Annotated in this window: 19 protein-coding genes; 13 read left to right on the plus strand and 6 right to left on the minus strand. The window is 54.3% G+C overall.

From position 1 onward, the window contains the following. Nucleotides 1-32: 32 nt before the first annotated feature. The 6 genes from rng to csrD all read right to left on the minus strand — a co-directional run bounded on the left by rng (nucleotide 33) and on the right by csrD (nucleotide 6,928). Complete coding sequence (rng, locus tag AC27FC_RS15685) at nucleotides 33-1,502, minus strand: ribonuclease G (protein WP_010436156.1); 1,470 nt, start codon at nucleotides 1,500-1,502, stop codon at nucleotides 33-35. Then, nucleotides 1,492-2,085, minus strand: coding sequence for a Maf family protein (locus AC27FC_RS15690; protein ID WP_023309398.1), 594 nt, complete (start codon nucleotides 2,083-2,085; stop codon nucleotides 1,492-1,494). The genes rng and AC27FC_RS15690 overlap by 11 nt, the downstream gene beginning before the upstream one ends. Nucleotides 2,086-2,094: 9 nt before the next feature. Beyond that, entirely contained in the window at nucleotides 2,095-2,583 is a 489-nt protein-coding gene (mreD, locus tag AC27FC_RS15695) for a rod shape-determining protein MreD (RefSeq protein WP_023309399.1), read from the minus strand. Then, the gene (mreC, locus tag AC27FC_RS15700) at nucleotides 2,583-3,599 is read right to left on the minus strand and encodes a rod shape-determining protein MreC (RefSeq protein ID WP_033146767.1); all 1,017 of its coding nucleotides are present in this window, start codon (nucleotides 3,597-3,599) and stop codon (nucleotides 2,583-2,585) included. Before mreC ends, mreD begins: the two co-directional genes overlap by 1 nt. A 62-nt stretch (nucleotides 3,600-3,661) precedes the next feature. Continuing rightward, nucleotides 3,662-4,705, minus strand: coding sequence for a rod shape-determining protein MreB (gene mreB / locus AC27FC_RS15705; protein ID WP_000913396.1), 1,044 nt, complete (start codon nucleotides 4,703-4,705; stop codon nucleotides 3,662-3,664). A 282-nt stretch (nucleotides 4,706-4,987) separates the two neighbouring features. Then, entirely contained in the window at nucleotides 4,988-6,928 is a 1,941-nt protein-coding gene (gene csrD, locus AC27FC_RS15710) for an RNase E specificity factor CsrD (RefSeq protein ID WP_094934482.1), read from the minus strand. Nucleotides 6,929-7,110: 182 nt separating this feature from the next. Here csrD and acuI point away from each other — a divergent pair, with 182 nt between their 5' ends. The 13 genes from acuI to AC27FC_RS15775 all read left to right on the plus strand — a co-directional run bounded on the left by acuI (nucleotide 7,111) and on the right by AC27FC_RS15775 (nucleotide 17,806). Next, on the plus strand, nucleotides 7,111-8,085 hold the full coding sequence (acuI, locus tag AC27FC_RS15715) for an acrylyl-CoA reductase (NADPH) (RefSeq protein WP_094934483.1): 975 nt from the start codon (nucleotides 7,111-7,113) through the stop codon (nucleotides 8,083-8,085). A gap of 77 nt (nucleotides 8,086-8,162) precedes the next feature. Then, nucleotides 8,163-9,164 carry a protein-methionine-sulfoxide reductase catalytic subunit MsrP gene (msrP, locus tag AC27FC_RS15720; protein WP_032659657.1) on the plus strand — a complete coding sequence of 334 codons (1,002 nt, stop codon included), beginning with the start codon at nucleotides 8,163-8,165 and terminating at the stop codon, nucleotides 9,162-9,164. Then, nucleotides 9,165-9,764 carry a protein-methionine-sulfoxide reductase heme-binding subunit MsrQ gene (msrQ, locus tag AC27FC_RS15725; protein ID WP_094934484.1) on the plus strand — a complete coding sequence of 200 codons (600 nt, stop codon included), beginning with the start codon at nucleotides 9,165-9,167 and terminating at the stop codon, nucleotides 9,762-9,764. 234 nt (nucleotides 9,765-9,998) lie between these two features. Beyond that, nucleotides 9,999-10,451: a type II 3-dehydroquinate dehydratase gene (aroQ, locus tag AC27FC_RS15730; RefSeq protein WP_023309405.1), complete on the plus strand. Its 453-nt coding sequence runs from the start codon at nucleotides 9,999-10,001 to the stop codon at nucleotides 10,449-10,451. A gap of 21 nt (nucleotides 10,452-10,472) precedes the next feature. Continuing rightward, nucleotides 10,473-10,934, plus strand: coding sequence for an acetyl-CoA carboxylase biotin carboxyl carrier protein (accB, locus tag AC27FC_RS15735; protein WP_010436174.1), 462 nt, complete (start codon nucleotides 10,473-10,475; stop codon nucleotides 10,932-10,934). A 10-nt stretch (nucleotides 10,935-10,944) separates the two neighbouring features. Then, nucleotides 10,945-12,294 (plus strand): acetyl-CoA carboxylase biotin carboxylase subunit, encoded by a 1,350-nt coding sequence (accC, locus tag AC27FC_RS15740; RefSeq protein ID WP_023333644.1) that lies wholly within the window; start codon nucleotides 10,945-10,947, stop codon nucleotides 12,292-12,294. A gap of 108 nt (nucleotides 12,295-12,402) precedes the next feature. After that, nucleotides 12,403-12,645, plus strand: a complete 243-nt coding sequence (locus AC27FC_RS15745; RefSeq protein ID WP_006178860.1) for a YhdT family protein — start codon at nucleotides 12,403-12,405, stop codon at nucleotides 12,643-12,645. Next, nucleotides 12,635-14,086 carry a sodium/pantothenate symporter gene (gene panF / locus AC27FC_RS15750; RefSeq protein WP_048981157.1) on the plus strand — a complete coding sequence of 484 codons (1,452 nt, stop codon included), beginning with the start codon at nucleotides 12,635-12,637 and terminating at the stop codon, nucleotides 14,084-14,086. Before AC27FC_RS15745 ends, panF begins: the two co-directional genes overlap by 11 nt. An 11-nt stretch (nucleotides 14,087-14,097) precedes the next feature. Beyond that, nucleotides 14,098-14,979, plus strand: a complete 882-nt coding sequence (gene prmA, locus AC27FC_RS15755) for a 50S ribosomal protein L11 methyltransferase (protein WP_039260393.1) — start codon at nucleotides 14,098-14,100, stop codon at nucleotides 14,977-14,979. A gap of 128 nt (nucleotides 14,980-15,107) precedes the next feature. Continuing rightward, a complete protein-coding gene (locus AC27FC_RS15760; protein WP_033146772.1) occupies nucleotides 15,108-15,848 on the plus strand; it encodes a carbonic anhydrase in 741 nt (246 codons plus the stop codon). A gap of 330 nt (nucleotides 15,849-16,178) precedes the next feature. Further along, a complete protein-coding gene (gene dusB / locus AC27FC_RS15765) occupies nucleotides 16,179-17,144 on the plus strand; it encodes a tRNA dihydrouridine synthase DusB (protein ID WP_023309409.1) in 966 nt (321 codons plus the stop codon). A gap of 23 nt (nucleotides 17,145-17,167) precedes the next feature. Next, the gene (gene fis / locus AC27FC_RS15770; RefSeq protein WP_000462905.1) at nucleotides 17,168-17,464 is read left to right on the plus strand and encodes a DNA-binding transcriptional regulator Fis; all 297 of its coding nucleotides are present in this window, start codon (nucleotides 17,168-17,170) and stop codon (nucleotides 17,462-17,464) included. A 177-nt stretch (nucleotides 17,465-17,641) separates the two neighbouring features. Continuing rightward, a complete protein-coding gene (locus tag AC27FC_RS15775) occupies nucleotides 17,642-17,806 on the plus strand; it encodes a DUF2556 family protein (protein WP_008502862.1) in 165 nt (54 codons plus the stop codon). Nucleotides 17,807-17,902: the final 96 nt, after the last annotated feature.

Here is a 17,902-nt window from a genome sequence, read left to right on the forward strand (position 1 = left end):
TTGTCAGCTTTCGTCACGCAGCGTACTGCGTCTTACATCATCACGACGTCAAACTGCTCCTGGTTATAGAGCGGTTCAATTTGTACTTTTACCTGTTTGCCGACAAAGATTTCCACTTCCGCCAGCGCGTGTGACTCTTCGCCTTTCAGCGCTTCAGCCACCGCAGGGGAAGCATAGACCAGAAAACGATCGGAGTCGTAGGCATGATGAACACGGACGATTTCGCGCATAATTTCATAGCAGACGGTCTCAACCGTCTTTACCGTTCCGCGCCCATGGCAGGTTGGGCATTCATTACACAGCACATGCTCAACGCTCTCGCGGGTACGCTTACGCGTCATTTCCACCAGCCCCAGCTGCGAGAAGCCGTTAATGCTGGTTTTCACGCGGTCTTTGCTCAGCGCCTGCTCAAGCGAGTGCAGCACGCGGCGACGATGGTCTTCATTACTCATATCGATGAAGTCGATGATGATAATGCCGCCCAGATTGCGCAGACGAAGCTGGCGCGCAATCGCCTGCGTGGCTTCGATGTTGGTGTTGAAGATGGTGTCATCGAGGTTACGATGGCCGACGAACGCGCCGGTGTTGATATCGACGGTGGTCATCGCTTCGGTCTGATCGATGATCAGATAGCCGCCTGACTTCAGCTCAACCTTACGCTCCAGCGCGCGCTGGATCTCGTTTTCGACATCATAGAGATCGAAGATCGGCTGACGCCCTGAATAATGCTCCAGCAGGCCAGGCATCTCCGGGATGTACTCAGCGGTAAATTCCAGCAGCGCTTCATAGGTCAGGCGCGAATCCACGCGAATGCGGTCGAGCTGGGCATCGGCAAAGTCGCGCAGAACGCGCTGAGCAAGGGCCAGCTCACCGTAGAGCTGGTAGCGGGTCTGGTTGCGTTTTTTACGCTCCATCACCTTTGTCCAGACGCGCTTCAGGTAAGCCGCATCCGACGCCAGGTCTTCTTCGCTGATCCCTTCCGCAGCGGTACGGATGATAAACCCGCCCTGTTCATCGCAGTAGGCGCTGACCACTTTCTTCAGACGCTCGCGCTCGGTTTCGCTCTCAATACGCTGCGAAACGCCCACGTGCGACGCGCCGGGCATAAAGACCAGATAGCGGGAAGGTAAGGTGATGTCGGTGGTCAGACGGGCGCCTTTGGTACCGAGGGGGTCTTTCACCACCTGCACCATCAGATCCTGTCCCTGACGCACCAGTTCAGAAATATCGCGCACGGCAAACTGTTTTTGCTCTTCGCCCGCGACGCACTCGGTGTGCGGCATGATATCGGAGGCATGTAAAAACGCCGCCTTATCCAGTCCAATATCTACAAAAGCCGCCTGCATACCCGGTAGTACACGACTGACACGACCTTTGTAGATATTGCCTACTATTCCGCGCCGCGCTTCACGCTCAATATGAATTTCCTGAAGAATGCCACCATCAATATAGGCCACACGGGTTTCCGATGGCGTTACGTTTACCAACAATTCAGCCGTCATAATTATCCCTTCCCTCACGCAGTGAGTTAAAATTGCTCAGCAACTCATACGTTTCCACCAGCGGTAAGCCGACTACGGCGTGATAGCTGCCATTAATCTTCCTGACAAAACAGCCACCCAGCCCCTGAATACCGTATGCACCTGCTTTATCCATTGGTTCACCGCTGGCAATATAAGCGGCAATGTCGTCGTCGGTAAGTACTCTGAACGTCACTTCGGTCACCACCAGGCAATCCAGCACGTGCTGGCGGTCAGCCAGCGCGACGGCCGTCATCACCTGATGCGTTTGTCCGGACATTTTGTGCAGCATGCGCGCCGCATGATCGGCGTCGCGCGGTTTCTCAAGCACTTCACCGTTCAGAATAACGATGGTATCTGCTCCCAGCACGGGAAGATCGCGTGGCACACTGGCCACGCCCGCCTGCGCTTTCTCGCGCGCCAGGCGAGACACATACTGTTGAGCGCTTTCGCCCTCAGCACGTTTTTCTTCAATGCCGGTAACGATGCGTTCAAAAGAGACGCCTAGCTGCGTCAGGAGTTCCTGACGGCGCGGGGAGCCGGAAGCGAGATACAAAGACGTCATAGAAACCTTTTATTGCACAGCAAACTGCTGGCGAACCTTACGCATCAGCAGGAATAACCAAGGCCAGAGCACACCGTTTACTACACTACTCCAGAACACTTCCGGTCGGAAAGAGACGTTGATCACTAAAAACTCAGCCCAGAAAACAACGATATCCGCAGCGAGCGACAATAGCATCACTACCAGGGCCTGTTGCCAGAGCGCAAGGTTACGAAAGAGCTGGAATTTGAGTGCGACGAGGTACGCAATAATGCTCATGGACAAGGCGCGCACGCCAAGCGTAGAGCCGCTAATGAGATCCAGTATGGCACCCATCACGAAACCTGTGCCGACATTTACGCGATGCGGCAGGGCAAGGATCCAGTAGAGTAAAATGAGCAATACCCAGTTTGGCCGGAAAACGAGAATGTCATCCGGCCAGGGCATCACTTGCAGTAACAGTGCAATGAGAAACGAGAGCCAGATGACCCAGCGTCCCTGGCTACGATAGCTTGCCACTACTGCCCTCCCGAAGAGAGTTTAGGCGGTGGCGGCGCATCCGGCAGCGGCTGCGTTAACCCGGTTGCCGGCGCCGGTACTGGCGCAGGCGGCCCCATGGAATCCGCAGGTGGGAGAACCTGCGGCATCATCTGCATCAGGCGCTCGTTCGCCACGCGATGCACCTCTTCAGGCGTCATCGGATTAGAACCGTTACGATCGGCGCCCCACAGCAGCAGCAGATAGCGCAGACGCTGCAAACCGGCGGTTGGACGGGCCTGAATCACGGTATAGGCACGCTGGGTGTCCAGCTTGACCGAAGAGACCACCGCAACCGGATAACCTTCAGGGAAGCGTCCACCCAGGCCGGACGTCACCAGCACGTCGCCCACGCGGATATCCGTGTTAGCCGGCAGGTGTTCCAGCTGCAGGTCGTCCGTACAGCCGTTACCGGCCGCAATCACGCGGATGTCGTTGCGCAGAACCTGGATCGGCAGCGCATGCGTGGCATCGCAAATCAGCAGCACGCGGCTGGTCAGTTTAGCCACGGCAACAACCTGGCCCACAACGCCTTTATCGCTGATAACAGGCTGACCTTCATACACCCCGTTCACGCTCCCTTTGTCGATCACAACCTGATCGCTGTAGGGGTCGTTCACGGTGGAGATCACCTGCGTGACCATTTTCTGCTCATCCTGACGCAGCGGCGAGCCGAGCAGTTCACGCAGACGCGCGTTCTCCTGCTTGTATTGCCCCAGCATCAGCAGTTCGCTGTTTTTGAGCAGCAGTTCCTGACGTAATGCCCGGTTTTCGAGTTCGAGTTGGTCACGCGAAGACAGCGTTTGAGAAACGGAGTCGAGCAGTTCACGGGGACCATTTGAAACAAAGTAGAAAGGACTGACGGCGGTATCCATGTACGTTCTGATCTGGCTGAACGTACCGAGGCGGCTATCGGCAATAATGACCCCAAGCGCAACCAGAACCGCCAGAATAAGGCGAAACTGTAGCGATGGGCCACGGCTAAAAATTGGCTTCATAGGCTATGCGTATTCTCGCGTCAGAGAGAAAGGGTAGCAAATTGCTACCCTCTCAAACTCGACTACTCTTCGCTGAACAAATCGCCGCCGTGCATGTCGATCATTTCCAGCGCCTTGCCACCACCACGGGCGACGCAAGTCAGTGGATCTTCTGCAACTACGACAGGAATACCTGTCTCTTCCATTAACAGGCGGTCGAGGTTACGCAGCAGCGCACCACCACCGGTCAGAACCATACCGCGCTCGGAGATATCGGATGCCAGCTCTGGTGGACACTGTTCCAGCGCAACCATTACCGCGCTCACGATGCCCGTCAGTGGTTCCTGCAGAGCTTCCAGAATTTCGTTGGAGTTCAGGGTGAAACCGCGTGGAACACCTTCAGCCAGGTTACGGCCACGAACTTCGATCTCACGCACTTCATCGCCCGGATACGCAGAGCCGATTTCGTGTTTGATACGCTCTGCGGTGGCTTCACCAATCAGAGAGCCGTAGTTACGGCGCACATAATTAATGATGGCTTCATCGAAGCGGTCACCACCGATACGTACGGAAGAGGAGTACACCACGCCGTTCAGAGAGATAACGGCCACTTCAGTGGTACCACCACCGATATCCACCACCATAGAACCGGTAGCTTCGGAAACAGGCAGGCCCGCACCGATGGCCGCAGCCATTGGCTCTTCAATCAGGAACACTTCACGTGCACCTGCACCCTGGGCAGATTCACGGATTGCGCGACGCTCTACCTGGGTTGCGCCAACCGGCACACACACCAGAACACGCGGGCTTGGACGCATGAAGCTGTTGCTGTGAACCTGCTTGATGAAGTGCTGAAGCATTTTTTCAGTCACGAAGAAGTCGGCGATAACGCCGTCTTTCATTGGGCGAATGGCGGCGATGTTGCCAGGGGTACGACCCAGCATCTGCTTCGCGTCATGACCCACTGCAGCAACGCTTTTCGGCGAGCCTGCACGATCCTGACGAATGGCCACAACGGAAGGCTCATTCAATACGATGCCTTGTCCTTTTACATAAATAAGGGTATTCGCGGTACCCAGGTCAATGGACAGGTCATTGGAAAACATGCCACGAAATTTTTTCAACATACTAAGGGATAATCCTGAAAGCTGGGGCGGAAAACAAAATCCGCTTACTTTACCAACCACACGCAGCAGCGACAAGGCGCAAAAATCATCTGCAACGGTGAAAATTTGTGCAGTACGTTTCCTGATGTTACAAAATCATCCCCTGATTCCCTCAGGGCTGAGTAAACAGTAGCGTTCCCCACTGACGTTTGTAACCCGTTACAGGTCGTTCACTGGCTTTTTGCTCGACATACTCAAAGCTACAGGCGCGATATTCTACGTGAAAACAGCGTAAACGGCAGGTCAAACAGAGTATCTTTGCAAATATTTTTTCACGTTGGTGTCAAGCGGTTGAGAGGCAGCAAAAAAATCCCCCTGACCGCCCATCACGCCGCGCGCTGTTAACATCTGCCATTCGCTTCTGGAGCGCACGCCCGTGGCGAATACTTGTGTTCGCGTACCCTTGCACGCTTCTACCAGACTCTGTACCAGCAGCTGGTTTTCCGTACGCTTCTCAATATTCCTTACCAGCCCCGGATGTAGCTTTAATAACTCCACATCCAGCTCCTTGATCCAGTTGGTGCTGACCAGCGTTAAACCTGCCTGCGTCACAGCGATACGAGCACCGAGCGCATTGATCAAACGTACCACCGGACGTAACCGGCTGATGTGTTGACCTACATCGGCCTCAGCAAGTTCAAAAATAATGTGTTTACGTTGCGATTTTTCGCATTGCATTAACGTATCACGTAGCCAGCGCTGAAAACGTGGGCGTATTAACGACTCCACGGTGACCTGTAACGCCAGGTTTTCTTCAGGCCAGAAGGATAAAAACGGAATCAGTCGGGTAATTTGCTGGCGGTCATACTCTTCGGACAGGCCAAATTGCAGCACCATCGGCAGATATTCCGCAGATATAACCTCTTCGATACCGTCAAAAATACGACACATCAGTTCACGGTGATGAACGTTGCCGTTTTTCATGACCGCGGGTTTTTGATAAATACGTGGCCCGCCGCGGCTAAGCATTTGCTCAATCAGCGTGCGCCAGCGCACGTTGCCGCGCCCTTTTTCCGGCAGCGAGTCATCGTAAACCGCCCATCCGTTGGCCCCCTGCAACACGGCGTTGCGGGTAGCGGCTTCCGCGTGCTCCATCACCTGTTCAGTCGATTGTCCGCCACGCCAGGCGCAGATCCCCATGTGGACCATATCGTCCCTGTCGAGCATTTTGCTCTGCGGCAGCGCATCTACCGCCTTCAGCAGCTGGCTGGCGATGCTTTCGGATTCCTTCAGCGTACGATGAGGCAACAGCACGGCAAAGTCGCTGCGGTGATAGCGGGCCAGCAGCGCGCCCGGGTAGCGCATAATAAAGGTGGAGAGCAGGTTGATCAGCGTAAAGAGGTTTTCTTCCGCGGCACGCTGTCCCCAGGTGTCGCGCAGGAGATCGAAATCGGGCAGGCGAATCATCATCACCACCCCGTGTGTCCCCACTTTTTCTGAATCGTCGAGCAGCGTGGCGAGCTGATTATCAAAGAAAAGACGGTTGTTAAGGCCAGTTTTATTATCCTGCGCCGCATAAGAGCGGATCAGCGTATCCATACGGCTGCGCTGGTCGCTGGCAAACTGGATTTCGGAGAGCAGGGTATCGAGCGCGCTGCTGGCGCGTGACGGCCACTCGTGGACAGAGCCACGCACCTGCGGGCCGCGTTCACCGTTCAGGATACGTACGGATCGCATCTCCAGCAGCTCCTGACCGGAAAGCTGGCGGCGCAGCCAGCGGACCGCGAGAAAGATCAGCAGGACGATAAACGCAACAGCGATGGTGAGCGGTGCGGTGGTCATCATGGAACGGAAATAGCTGGCCATCGGATCGAGGTAGACCATGTGTATGGTCATCCCCGGATTTTTAAGGGAATGCACCGTCACTTCCCGATACTGGCTTACCACGCCCGCGGGGCGATAGCTTCCCGGTCGTTCATGGCTTAAAACACGATGATTTCCCTGCAGAATGTCGATCTGAACGATATCAACAGGTACCATCAACTCATCAAGCTCACGGGAGAGCGCCGGTAGGGGCGTCGTCAGCAGACGCGTATCAATCACCGAGGCAACAGACTGTACCCGGTTGACCAGCTTGTCCTGAATGGCGGTGTAAAAACTCAGGGAACAGCCCAGAAGCGTGACAAAAATGGTAAGCCCCGTCAGCAAGGTGATAAAAGCTGAGAACTTCGTCGTTAATCGCATCCTTGAGATTACTCCGTGGGTTGATGGGGTAGCGAGTAAGCGCTAACTTGCATTTCAAATGCGGCATACTACCAAATCGGGCGTATCTGGCAATTTATTGCGTTAAATCGGCACTGCGTTTCCCTGAGCGAGTATAGTCTTCAGAAATTATTTTCCAATCATCTGAGTCGTGAGGACCCCGTATGCAGGCTTTGATCTTAGAACAGCAGGACGGCAAAACGCTTGCCTCAGTGCAGGCGGTTGAAGAGAGTCGCCTGCCGGAAGGCGACGTAACCGTCGACATCGACTGGTCCAGTTTAAATTATAAAGATGCGCTGGCTATTACCGGTAAGGGTAAAATCATCCGAAATTTCCCTATGGTGCCGGGGATCGATTTCGCTGGCCGGGTTCATACCAGCGAGGATCCGCGCTTCCATCCAGGCCAGCAAGTACTGCTCACCGGCTGGGGCGTGGGTGAAAATCACTGGGGTGGGCTGGCAACGCAGGCGCGCGTGAAGGGCGACTGGCTGGTGCCTGTGCCGAAAGGCATGGATGGCCGCAAGGCGATGATCGTCGGCACGGCAGGCTTTACCGCCATGCTGTGCGTGATGGCGCTGGAAGATGCGGGTATTCTCCCTGAGTCAGGGGAAATTGTCGTCACCGGCGCGAGCGGAGGCGTGGGCAGCACGGCAGTCACGCTGCTCCACAAGCTGGGCTATCAGGTCGCTGCGGTTTCCGGCCGAGAAAGCACCCATGACTATCTGCGCCAGCTCGGCGCCAGCCGCATTCTCAGCCGCGACGAATTTGCCGAAACCCGTCCGCTGGAAAAACAGGTTTGGGCTGGGGCGGTGGATACCGTCGGTGATAAGGTGCTGGCAAAAGTCCTGGCGCAGATGAACTACGGCGGATGCGTGGCAGCCTGCGGTCTGGCGGGCGGATTTGCCCTGCCAACCACCGTGATGCCATTTATTCTGCGTAACGTACGCCTGCAGGGTGTGGATTCCGTAATGACCCCGCCGGCCCGTCGTCATGAAGCCTGGGAACGGCTGGTGCGCGATCTGCCGGAATCTTTCTATACCCAGAGCGCAACGGAGATAACCCTCAGCCAGGCGCCGGAATACGCCAGTAAGATCATGGACAACCAGTTCCACGGCCGCGCGCTGGTGAAAATCGCCTAATCTTCAAATTTTCGTGACATATTCGCGCGAATCCCTCTCCTCCGTCATGCTTAGAAAAACGCATGACGGAGGATGCCATGAAAAACCGAAAACTGACGGAAGCCGACGTAACGTCTGAGTCTGTCTTTATGTTACAGCGCCGCCAGATCCTGAAAATGCTTGGCATCAGCGCCACAGCCCTGACGCTCTCTCCCGCGGCACACGCCGACCTGCTCGACTGGTTTAAAGGCAACGATCGGCCAAAAGCCCCATCCGGCGCCCCGCTCACCTTTACGAAACCGGCCGAATGGCAAAACAAGCTGACGCTCACGCCGGAAGATAAAGTTACCGGCTACAACAACTTCTACGAATTTGGTCTCGATAAGGCCGATCCTGCCGCCAACGCGGGGAGCCTCAAAACCGATCCGTGGACGCTGAAAATTGATGGCGAAGTGGCGAAACCCCTGACGCTGGATCACCACGATCTTACTACCCGTTTCCCGCTCGAAGAGCGTATCTATCGCATGCGCTGCGTGGAGGCGTGGTCGATGGTGGTGCCCTGGGTCGGCTTCCCGCTGCATAAACTGCTGGCGATGGTTGAGCCCACCAGCAATGCAAAATATGTCGCTTTCCAGACGCGCTATGCGCCGGACGAGATGCCCGGGCAGAAAGATCGGTTTATCGGCGGCGGGCTTGAATATCCGTATGTGGAAGGGCTACGTCTCGACGAAGCTATGCACCCCCTCACCCTGCTGACCGTTGGCGTATATGGCAAAGCGCTTCCGCCGCAGAACGGTGCCCCTATCCGTTTAACCGTACCGTGGAAATATGGTTTCAAAGGGATTAAATCTATCGTCAGCATTAAGCTTACCCGCGAACGTCCGCCAACCACCTGGAATCTGGCGGCTCCGGACGAATACGGCTTCTTCGCCAACGTTAACCCGCACGTGGATCATCCGCGCTGGTCGCAGGCAACCGAGCGGTTTATCGGTTCCGGCGGTGCGCTGGACGTGAAGCGCCAGCCGACGCTGCTGTTTAACGGCTATGCGGATGAAGTGGCCTCGCTTTACCGTGGTCTCAACTTACGGGAGAATTTCTGAGTGCGTTTAACGGCAAAACAGATTACCTGGCTGAAAGTGCTGCTGCACCTGGCCGGGATGCTTCCTTTTATATGGCTGTTCTGGGCCGCAAGCCAGGGGCTCTTTAGCGCAGACCCGGCGAAGGATATCCAGCATTTTACCGGTCGGATGGCTCTGAAATTTTTGCTGGCCACCTTGCTCGTCTCGCCGCTGGCGCGCTACGCTAAACAGCCCTTATTGATACGCACCCGTCGCCTGTTAGGGCTATGGTGTTTTGCCTGGGCGACGCTGCACCTCACCAGCTACGCCCTGCTGGAACTGGGAATTAACAATCTGGCGCTGCTTGGCCGCGAACTGGTGACACGTCCTTATCTGACGCTGGGTATCGTGAGCTGGGTGGTTTTACTGGCGTTAGCGCTGACATCCACGCAATATGCGCAGCGAAAACTGGGCAGGCGCTGGCAGCTTCTGCATAACTTCGTCTATCTTGTCGCGATCCTCGCTCCCATTCATTACCTGTGGTCGGTGAAGATCCTCTCGCCGCAGCCAATCCTTTATGCACTGGCGGCCGTGGCGCTTTTGGCATGGCGTTACAAGAAGTTCCGCCAGTGGTTGCGATAGTTCGCGAAACTGTGCGTTTTCCCGCAGATTACCCGTCAACCGCAAATCTTTTTCGGATAGCGGTTGATAATCTTCCCTGATAAGACCAGTATTTAGCTGCTAAATGCTACGAAATCGTTATAATGTGCGACCTTGGTTCGCCTGACAGCGGTTTTAAGCCTCTGAAAAGGTGACATTTGCGTTTCGAAGGTATATTTTGTTTTTTACCCGAAAATCGCAGGAGATAGCGGCATAATGACTGATAAATTCCATATCTTAGTTTTGAACGGACCGAACCTGAACATGCTCGGCACCCGTGAGCCAGAGAAGTACGGCACGCTAACATTGAGTGAAATTGTTAACCGTCTGGGAACGGAAGCAGCGTCACTGAATGTGGATTTGGATCATTTTCAGTCGAATGCGGAGTACGCACTCATCGACCGTATTCATCAGGCTAAAGACAATGTGGACTATATCCTGATCAATCCGGCCGCGTTTACGCACACCAGTGTTGCTATCCGCGACGCACTGCTCGCGGTGAGTATCCCGTTTATCGAGATCCACCTGAGTAATGTGCACGCCCGAGAGCCGTTCCGTCACCATTCGTATCTGTCAGATATCGCTGCTGGCGTTATCTGTGGACTGGGCGCAGACGGCTATTCATACGCTTTACAGACAGCGGTAAAACGCTTGTCACAATCACACTAAACAAGAGTACGGAACCCACTCATGGATATTCGTAAGATTAAAAAACTGATCGAGCTGGTTGAAGAATCAGGCATCTCCGAACTGGAAATTTCTGAAGGCGAAGAGTCTGTACGCATCAGCCGTGCAGCCCCAGCCGCTAGCTTCCCGGTAATGCAGCAAGCTTATGCTGCGCCAGTGCAGCAGCCTGCGCTCTCTGCAGCCGTTGCGCCAGCAGCTGAAGCCGCACCTGCCGCTGCAGCAGAAATCAGTGGTCACATCGTACGTTCCCCAATGGTTGGTACTTTCTACCGCACCCCGAGCCCGGACGCGAAGGCGTTCATCGAAGTGGGTCAGAAAGTCAACGTAGGCGATACCCTGTGCATCGTTGAAGCGATGAAAATGATGAACCAGATCGAAGCAGACAAATCAGGTACTGTTAAAGCGATTCTGGTCGAAAGTGGTCAGCCGGTTGAATTTGACGAGCCGCTGGTCGTCATCGAGTAACGAGGCGTACATGCTGGATAAAATTGTTATCGCCAACCGCGGCGAGATCGCACTGCGTATTCTTCGTGCCTGTAAAGAACTGGGCATCAAGACCGTCGCTGTGCACTCAAGCGCGGATCGCGATTTAAAACACGTATTGCTGGCGGATGAGACGGTCTGTATTGGCCCGGCTCCGTCCGTAAAAAGCTATCTGAACATCCCGGCTATCATCAGCGCCGCTGAAATCACCGGCGCGGTGGCAATTCATCCGGGTTACGGCTTCCTCTCTGAGAACGCCAACTTTGCTGAGCAGGTTGAACGCTCTGGCTTCATCTTCATCGGCCCGAAAGCCGACACCATCCGCCTGATGGGCGACAAAGTGTCTGCAATCACCGCGATGAAAAAAGCCGGTGTTCCAACCGTACCAGGCTCTGACGGCCCTCTGACCGACGACATGGATGCTAACCGTGCTCATGCTAAACGCATTGGCTATCCGGTTATCATCAAGGCGTCCGGCGGCGGCGGCGGTCGCGGTATGCGCGTTGTGCGCAGCGATGCTGAACTGGCGCAGTCCATCTCCATGACCAAAGCAGAAGCGAAAGCCGCTTTCAGCAATGACATGGTGTACATGGAAAAATACCTGGAAAACCCACGCCACATCGAAATTCAGGTGCTGGCTGACGGTCAGGGTAACGCGATCTATCTGGCAGAACGTGACTGCTCCATGCAGCGTCGTCACCAGAAAGTGGTCGAAGAAGCACCAGCACCGGGCATTACCCCGGAACTGCGTCGCTACATCGGCGAGCGTTGCTCCAAAGCGTGTGTCGATATCGGCTATCGCGGTGCAGGTACCTTTGAGTTCCTGTTCGAAAACGGCGAGTTCTATTTCATCGAAATGAACACCCGTATTCAGGTTGAACACCCGGTTACCGAAATGATCACCGGCGTTGACCTGATCAAAGAACAGTTGCGTATCGCTGCAGGCCAGCCGCTGTCCATCAAGCAGGAAGAAGTTGTGGTGAAAGGCCATGCGGTAGAGTGCCGTATCAACGCCGAAGACCCGAACACCTTCCTGCCAAGCCCGGGTAAAATCACGCGTTTCCACGCGCCGGGTGGCTTTGGTGTGCGCTGGGAGTCTCATATCTACGCCGGTTACACCGTACCGCCGTACTATGACTCAATGATCGGCAAGCTTATCTGCTACGGCGAAAACCGTGACGTGGCGATTGCCCGCATGAAAAACGCCCTGCAGGAGCTGATCATCGACGGTATCAAAACCAACGTTGATCTGCAGATGCGTATCATGAGCGACGAGCACTTCCAGAATGGTGGAACTAACATCCACTATCTGGAGAAAAAACTCGGTCTGAACGAGAAGTAAGAAACCTGTGTTGCTAAAAGGCCGGATTATCCGGCCTTTTTTATTTCTGGGGCCTGGAAAGCCTCATCATGTACAATCCCCGCTTTCTTCATCCACAAGGGACAAAAAATGGACAAACGTTTTGTTCAGGCCCATAAAGAAGCGCGCTGGGCGCTGTGGCTGACCCTTCTCTATCTCGCAGCATGGTTAGTAACTGCTTACTTACCTGACTCCGCTATTGGCATCACTGGCCTGCCGCACTGGTTCGAAATGGCGTGTCTGCTGGTACCGCTGGTCTTCATCCTGCTGTGCTGGGCAATGGTGAAATTCATCTATCGCGATATTCCGCTGGAGGACGATGATGCAGCTTGAAGTCATTCTGCCGCTTATCGCTTACTTGTTAGTGGTGTTTGGTTTATCCGTTTACGCCATGCGTAAAAGAACGACGGGCACCTTCCTGAACGAGTATTTTCTGGGCAGCCGCTCGATGGGCGGCGTCGTGCTGGCCATGACGCTGACCGCGACCTACATCAGCGCCAGTTCGTTTATCGGCGGACCCGGTGCGGCCTATAAATACGGGTTAGGCTGGGTGCTGCTGGCGATGATCCAGCTTCCTGCCGTCTGGCTCTCGCTGGGCATACTGGGTAAAAAATTTGCCATTCTGGCGCGCCGTTATAATGCCGTGACGCTCAACGATATGCTGTTTGCCCGCTATCAGAGCCGTTTACTGGTGTGGCTGGCCAGCTTAAGCCTGCTGGTGGCCTTTATTGGCGCAATGACGGTACAGTTTATCGGCGGGGCACGCCTGCTGGAAACGGCAGCGGGTATTCCCTACGAGACAGGCTTGATCATCTTCGGAGTCAGCATTGCGCTGTATACCGCGTTTGGCGGATTCCGCGCCAGCGTGCTGAACGATACGATGCAGGGCATGGTTATGCTTATCGGCACTCTTGTCCTGCTGGTCGGCATCGTCCACGCCGCGGGCGGCCTGAGCCATGCGGTTGAAACGCTCGAGACGATCGATCCAAAACTGGTTTCGCCGCAGGGCGCGGATGACATCCTTTCGCCAACCTTTATGACCTCGTTCTGGGTGTTGGTGTGCTTTGGGGTGATTGGCCTGCCGCATACCGCCGTACGCTGTATCTCTTACAAAGACAGCAAAGCCGTGCACAGAGGTATCATTATCGGCACTATCGTGGTTGCGATCCTGATGTTTGGTATGCACCTGGCGGGCGCGTTAGGTCGGGCAGTTATTCCTGACCTTACCGTACCCGATCTGGTTATCCCAACCCTGATGGTTAAAGTGCTGCCGCCATTTGCCGCCGGGATCTTCCTCGCCGCACCGATGGCCGCCATTATGTCGACCATCAACGCTCAGCTGCTGCAAAGTTCCGCTACGATCATAAAAGATCTCTATTTGAACCTGCGTCCTGAGCAGGCAGAGAATGAACGGCGCCTGAAGCGCATGTCGGCCGTTATTACTTTGGTGTTAGGGGCATTGCTGCTGTTAGCCGCGTGGCGCCCGCCAGAGATGATCATCTGGCTGAACCTGCTGGCATTTGGTGGGCTTGAAGCGGTATTCCTGTGGCCGCTGGTGTTAGGGCTCTACTGGGAGCGCGCGAATGCCGCCGGTGCGCTGAGCGCGATGATTGTCGGCGGCGTGCTTTACGCCGTCCTCGCAACGTTTAAGATTCAGTACCTGGGCTTCCATCCAATTGTGCCTTCGTTACTGCTAAGTTTACTGGCGTTTGTGGTGGGGAACCGTTTCGGTCAGCCCGTCCCACAACCCGCTATGATTTCTACTGATAAATAAAGAGTTTTGCCATGCCGTGGATCCAACTAAAACTGAACACAACCGGCGCGAACGCCGAAGAGCTGAGCGATGCGCTGATGGAGGCCGGTTCGGTCTCTATCACCTTCCAGGACACGCATGACACGCCGGTCTTTGAGCCGCTGCCGGGCGAAACCCGCCTGTGGGGTGATACCGACGTTATTGGCCTGTTTGATGCCGAAACCGATATGAAAGAGGTTGTCGCGATTCTGGAGAATCATCCTCTGCTGGGCGCGGGTTTCGTGCATAAAATCGAACAGCTGGAAGACAAAGACTGGGAACGCGAGTGGATGGATAACTTCCACCCGATGCAGTTCGGCAAACGTCTGTGGATCTGCCCGAGCTGGCGCGATGTCCCTGATGAAAGCGCAGTCAACGTGATGCTCGACCCGGGTCTGGCGTTTGGTACCGGTACTCACCCAACCACGTCTCTGTGCCTGCAGTGGCTGGATGGTCTGGATCTGGACGGTAAGACAGTGATCGACTTCGGCTGCGGATCCGGGATCCTCGCGATTGCAGCCCTGAAGCTGGGCGCGGCAAAAGCCATCGGGATCGATATCGATCCGCAGGCGATTCAGGCCAGCCGCGATAATGCCGAGCGTAACGGCGTCTCCGATCGTCTGGAGCTGTATCTGCCGGATGCTCAGCCAGAAGCCATGAAAGCCGATGTGGTGGTCGCTAACATTCTGGCGGGCCCACTGCGCGAACTGGCTCCGTTAATCAGCGTGCTGCCCGTTGAGGGCGGTCTGCTGGGGCTTTCCGGTATCCTGGCAAGCCAGGCCGACAGCGTGTGTGAAGCCTACGCCGATCTCTTTGCCCTCGACCCGGTGGTGGAAAAAGAAGAGTGGTGCCGCATCACCGGCCGTAAAAAATAAGAATCTGGCGTGGTCATCTGACCACGCCTCTCACCCTCTGATAATCCTCTCTCCCCCGTTCATTCTTCGGTAAAATAACCCTACAAATCATGTTGATTTGTATTACAAAAATTCACCGGAAGAATATGATGACACACGTTACAGGCAAGGCAGCGCTGCTGGCGCTGAGCATGATTTCGGCTTCAGCATTTGCATCACACTGGAGCTATGAAGGGGAAGGTTCACCGCAACACTGGGGCGAGATGGACGAGGCATATAAGACCTGTCAAAGCGGTATGAACCAGTCTCCTGTTAATATTGATTCGACCACTAACGCCCATCTCTCCCCGCTACAAACCCACTACGTTGATGGCCCTGTTACACTGACGAACAATGGCCATACCATTCAGGCAGGTGAACAGGCGAACACCCGCGATACCCTTACTCTCGATAAGCAAACCTGGACGTTACAGCAGTTCCATTTCCACGCGCCGAGCGAAAACACCGTACATGGCAAGAGATACGCGATGGAAATGCATCTGGTTCATAAAAATGCCAGTGGGGAACTGACGGTGGTGGCGGTCATGTTTGATAAAGGGGCCGCAAACCCGGAGCTTGAAAAACTGTGGCGCGTTATGCCTCAGCAGGCCGAGCAGAACGTCTCCATCAAACAGGATCTCAACCTGAACAAACTGCTGCCAAAAAATAAAACGTACTGGCGCTTTAGCGGTTCACTGACCACTCCACCGTGTTCAGAAGGCGTTACCTGGATTGTACTTAAACAGCCCCTGACGGTTTCTGCAGAACAACTTGCCAGATTCACCCGGACAATGCATCACGATAATAACCGTCCGGTACAGTCGCTGCATGGGCGCGTCGTGGTCGAATAACAGGCATTTTTCGCATGACGATCATGTTCTAAAATGCGACGCAGATCGCAAAGAAGAAGGGAAATCTGCTGTTAAAAACAGCAGATTATCCCGCTTCAGCGACGCATTTATTCAGAAATGATGAGAAGTTACGGGAAATTGTAAGCGCCCATAAAATAACCATTATCATATAACTTAATGATTTAAATAATGAATAATTTTTAACGAGAAGATTGGGCGGCGATTCCTTGATCTACAACAGTGGATTGTTCAAAGTTTGGCCTTTCATCTCGTGCAAAAAATGCGTAATATACGCCGCCTTGCAGTCACAGTATGGTCATTTCTTAACTCATGCGCATCGGACACCACCAGCTTAGAAATCGCCTGATCGCAGCCCCAATGGCAGGTATTACAGACCGGCCGTTCAGGACGCTGTGCTACGAGATGGGAGCCGGTTTAACCGTATCCGAGATGATGTCGTCTAACCCGCAGGTTTGGGAAAGCGATAAATCCCGCCTTCGGATGGTGCACGTTGATGAACCAGGTATTCGCACCGTGCAAATTGCCGGAAGCGTGCCTGAAGAGATGGCAGATGCCGCGCGGATTAACGTGGAAAGTGGTGCCCAGATTATTGATATCAATATGGGGTGCCCGGCCAAAAAGGTGAATCGCAAGCTTGCAGGTTCAGCCCTTCTGCAATACCCCGACCAGGTGAAAGCTATCCTGACGGCGGTTGTCAGCGCGGTGGACGTTCCTGTTACGTTGAAGATTCGCACGGGTTGGTCGCCGGAACACCGTAACTGTGTAGAGATTGCCCAACTGGCCGAAGACTGTGGCATTCAGGCCCTGACCATCCATGGACGCACTCGCGCCTGTTTGTTCAACGGTGAAGCTGAATACGACAGCATTCGGGCAGTTAAGCAGAAAGTTTCCATTCCGATTATCGCGAATGGCGACATAACTGACCCGCTTAAAGCCAGGGCTGTACTCGACTATACGGGAGCTGATGCTCTGATGATAGGACGTGCAGCTCAGGGAAGACCCTGGATCTTCCGGGAAATCCAGCATTATCTGGACACTGGGGAGCTGCTTGCCCCGCTGCCTTTGGCAGAGGTTAAGCGCTTGCTTTGTTCGCATGTTCGGGAACTGCATGACCACTACGGTCAGGCAAAAGGGTACCGAATTGCGCGTAAACACGTCTCCTGGTATCTCCAGGAGCACGCTCCAGATGACCAGTTTCGGCGCACATTCAACGCCATAGAGGATGCCAGCGTACAGCTGGAGGCGTTGGAGGCATACTTCGAAAATCTTGCGTAATGAAATAAAGAGCTGACAGAACTATGTTCGAACAACGCGTAAATTCTGACGTACTGACCGTTTCTACCGTTAACTCTCAGGACCAGGTAACTCAAAAGCCCCTGCGTGACTCGGTTAAACAGGCACTGAAGAACTATTTTGCTCAACTGAACGGTCAGGATGTTAATGACCTGTATGAGCTGGTACTGGCTGAAGTTGAACAGCCACTGTTGGACATGGTGATGCAATACACCCGCGGTAACCAAACCCGCGCTGCGCTGATGATGGGTATCAACCGTGGTACTCTGCGTAAGAAACTGAAAAAATACGGCATGAACTGATACTAATCAGTTAAATGCTTGTTTAAAAAGGCGCTCTTCGGCATGGGGAAGCGCCTTTTTTATTACCTGCGCTTCTCCGTCAACGCATTGTAAACCTTCGCCTCTCCTGCTTTTCAACCCCGGTTTTTCGTGTATATTTCCCCCACCTTAGTGGCGATCTTCCTGCGGAATGACACAATGATTCGTAAATACTGGTGGCTGGTTGTTTTTGCAATCTCCGTTCTCATTTTCGATGCACTCCTGATGCAGTGGATTGAACTGATGAGCACCGAAACCGATAAGTGTCGCAATATGAACTCCGTCAATCCGCTGAAACTCGTGAACTGCTCAGAGCTCGACTAACCGCCCGATTGCGCAAATCACCCCGTTATTACCCACTAAAAACGGGGATTTAAATCCCTTTGAGCCATTACCTGACGGTGATAATGTCTCGCCCTT

The sequence above is a fragment of the Enterobacter sp. C3_dUdeg genome (assembly GCF_057536195.1).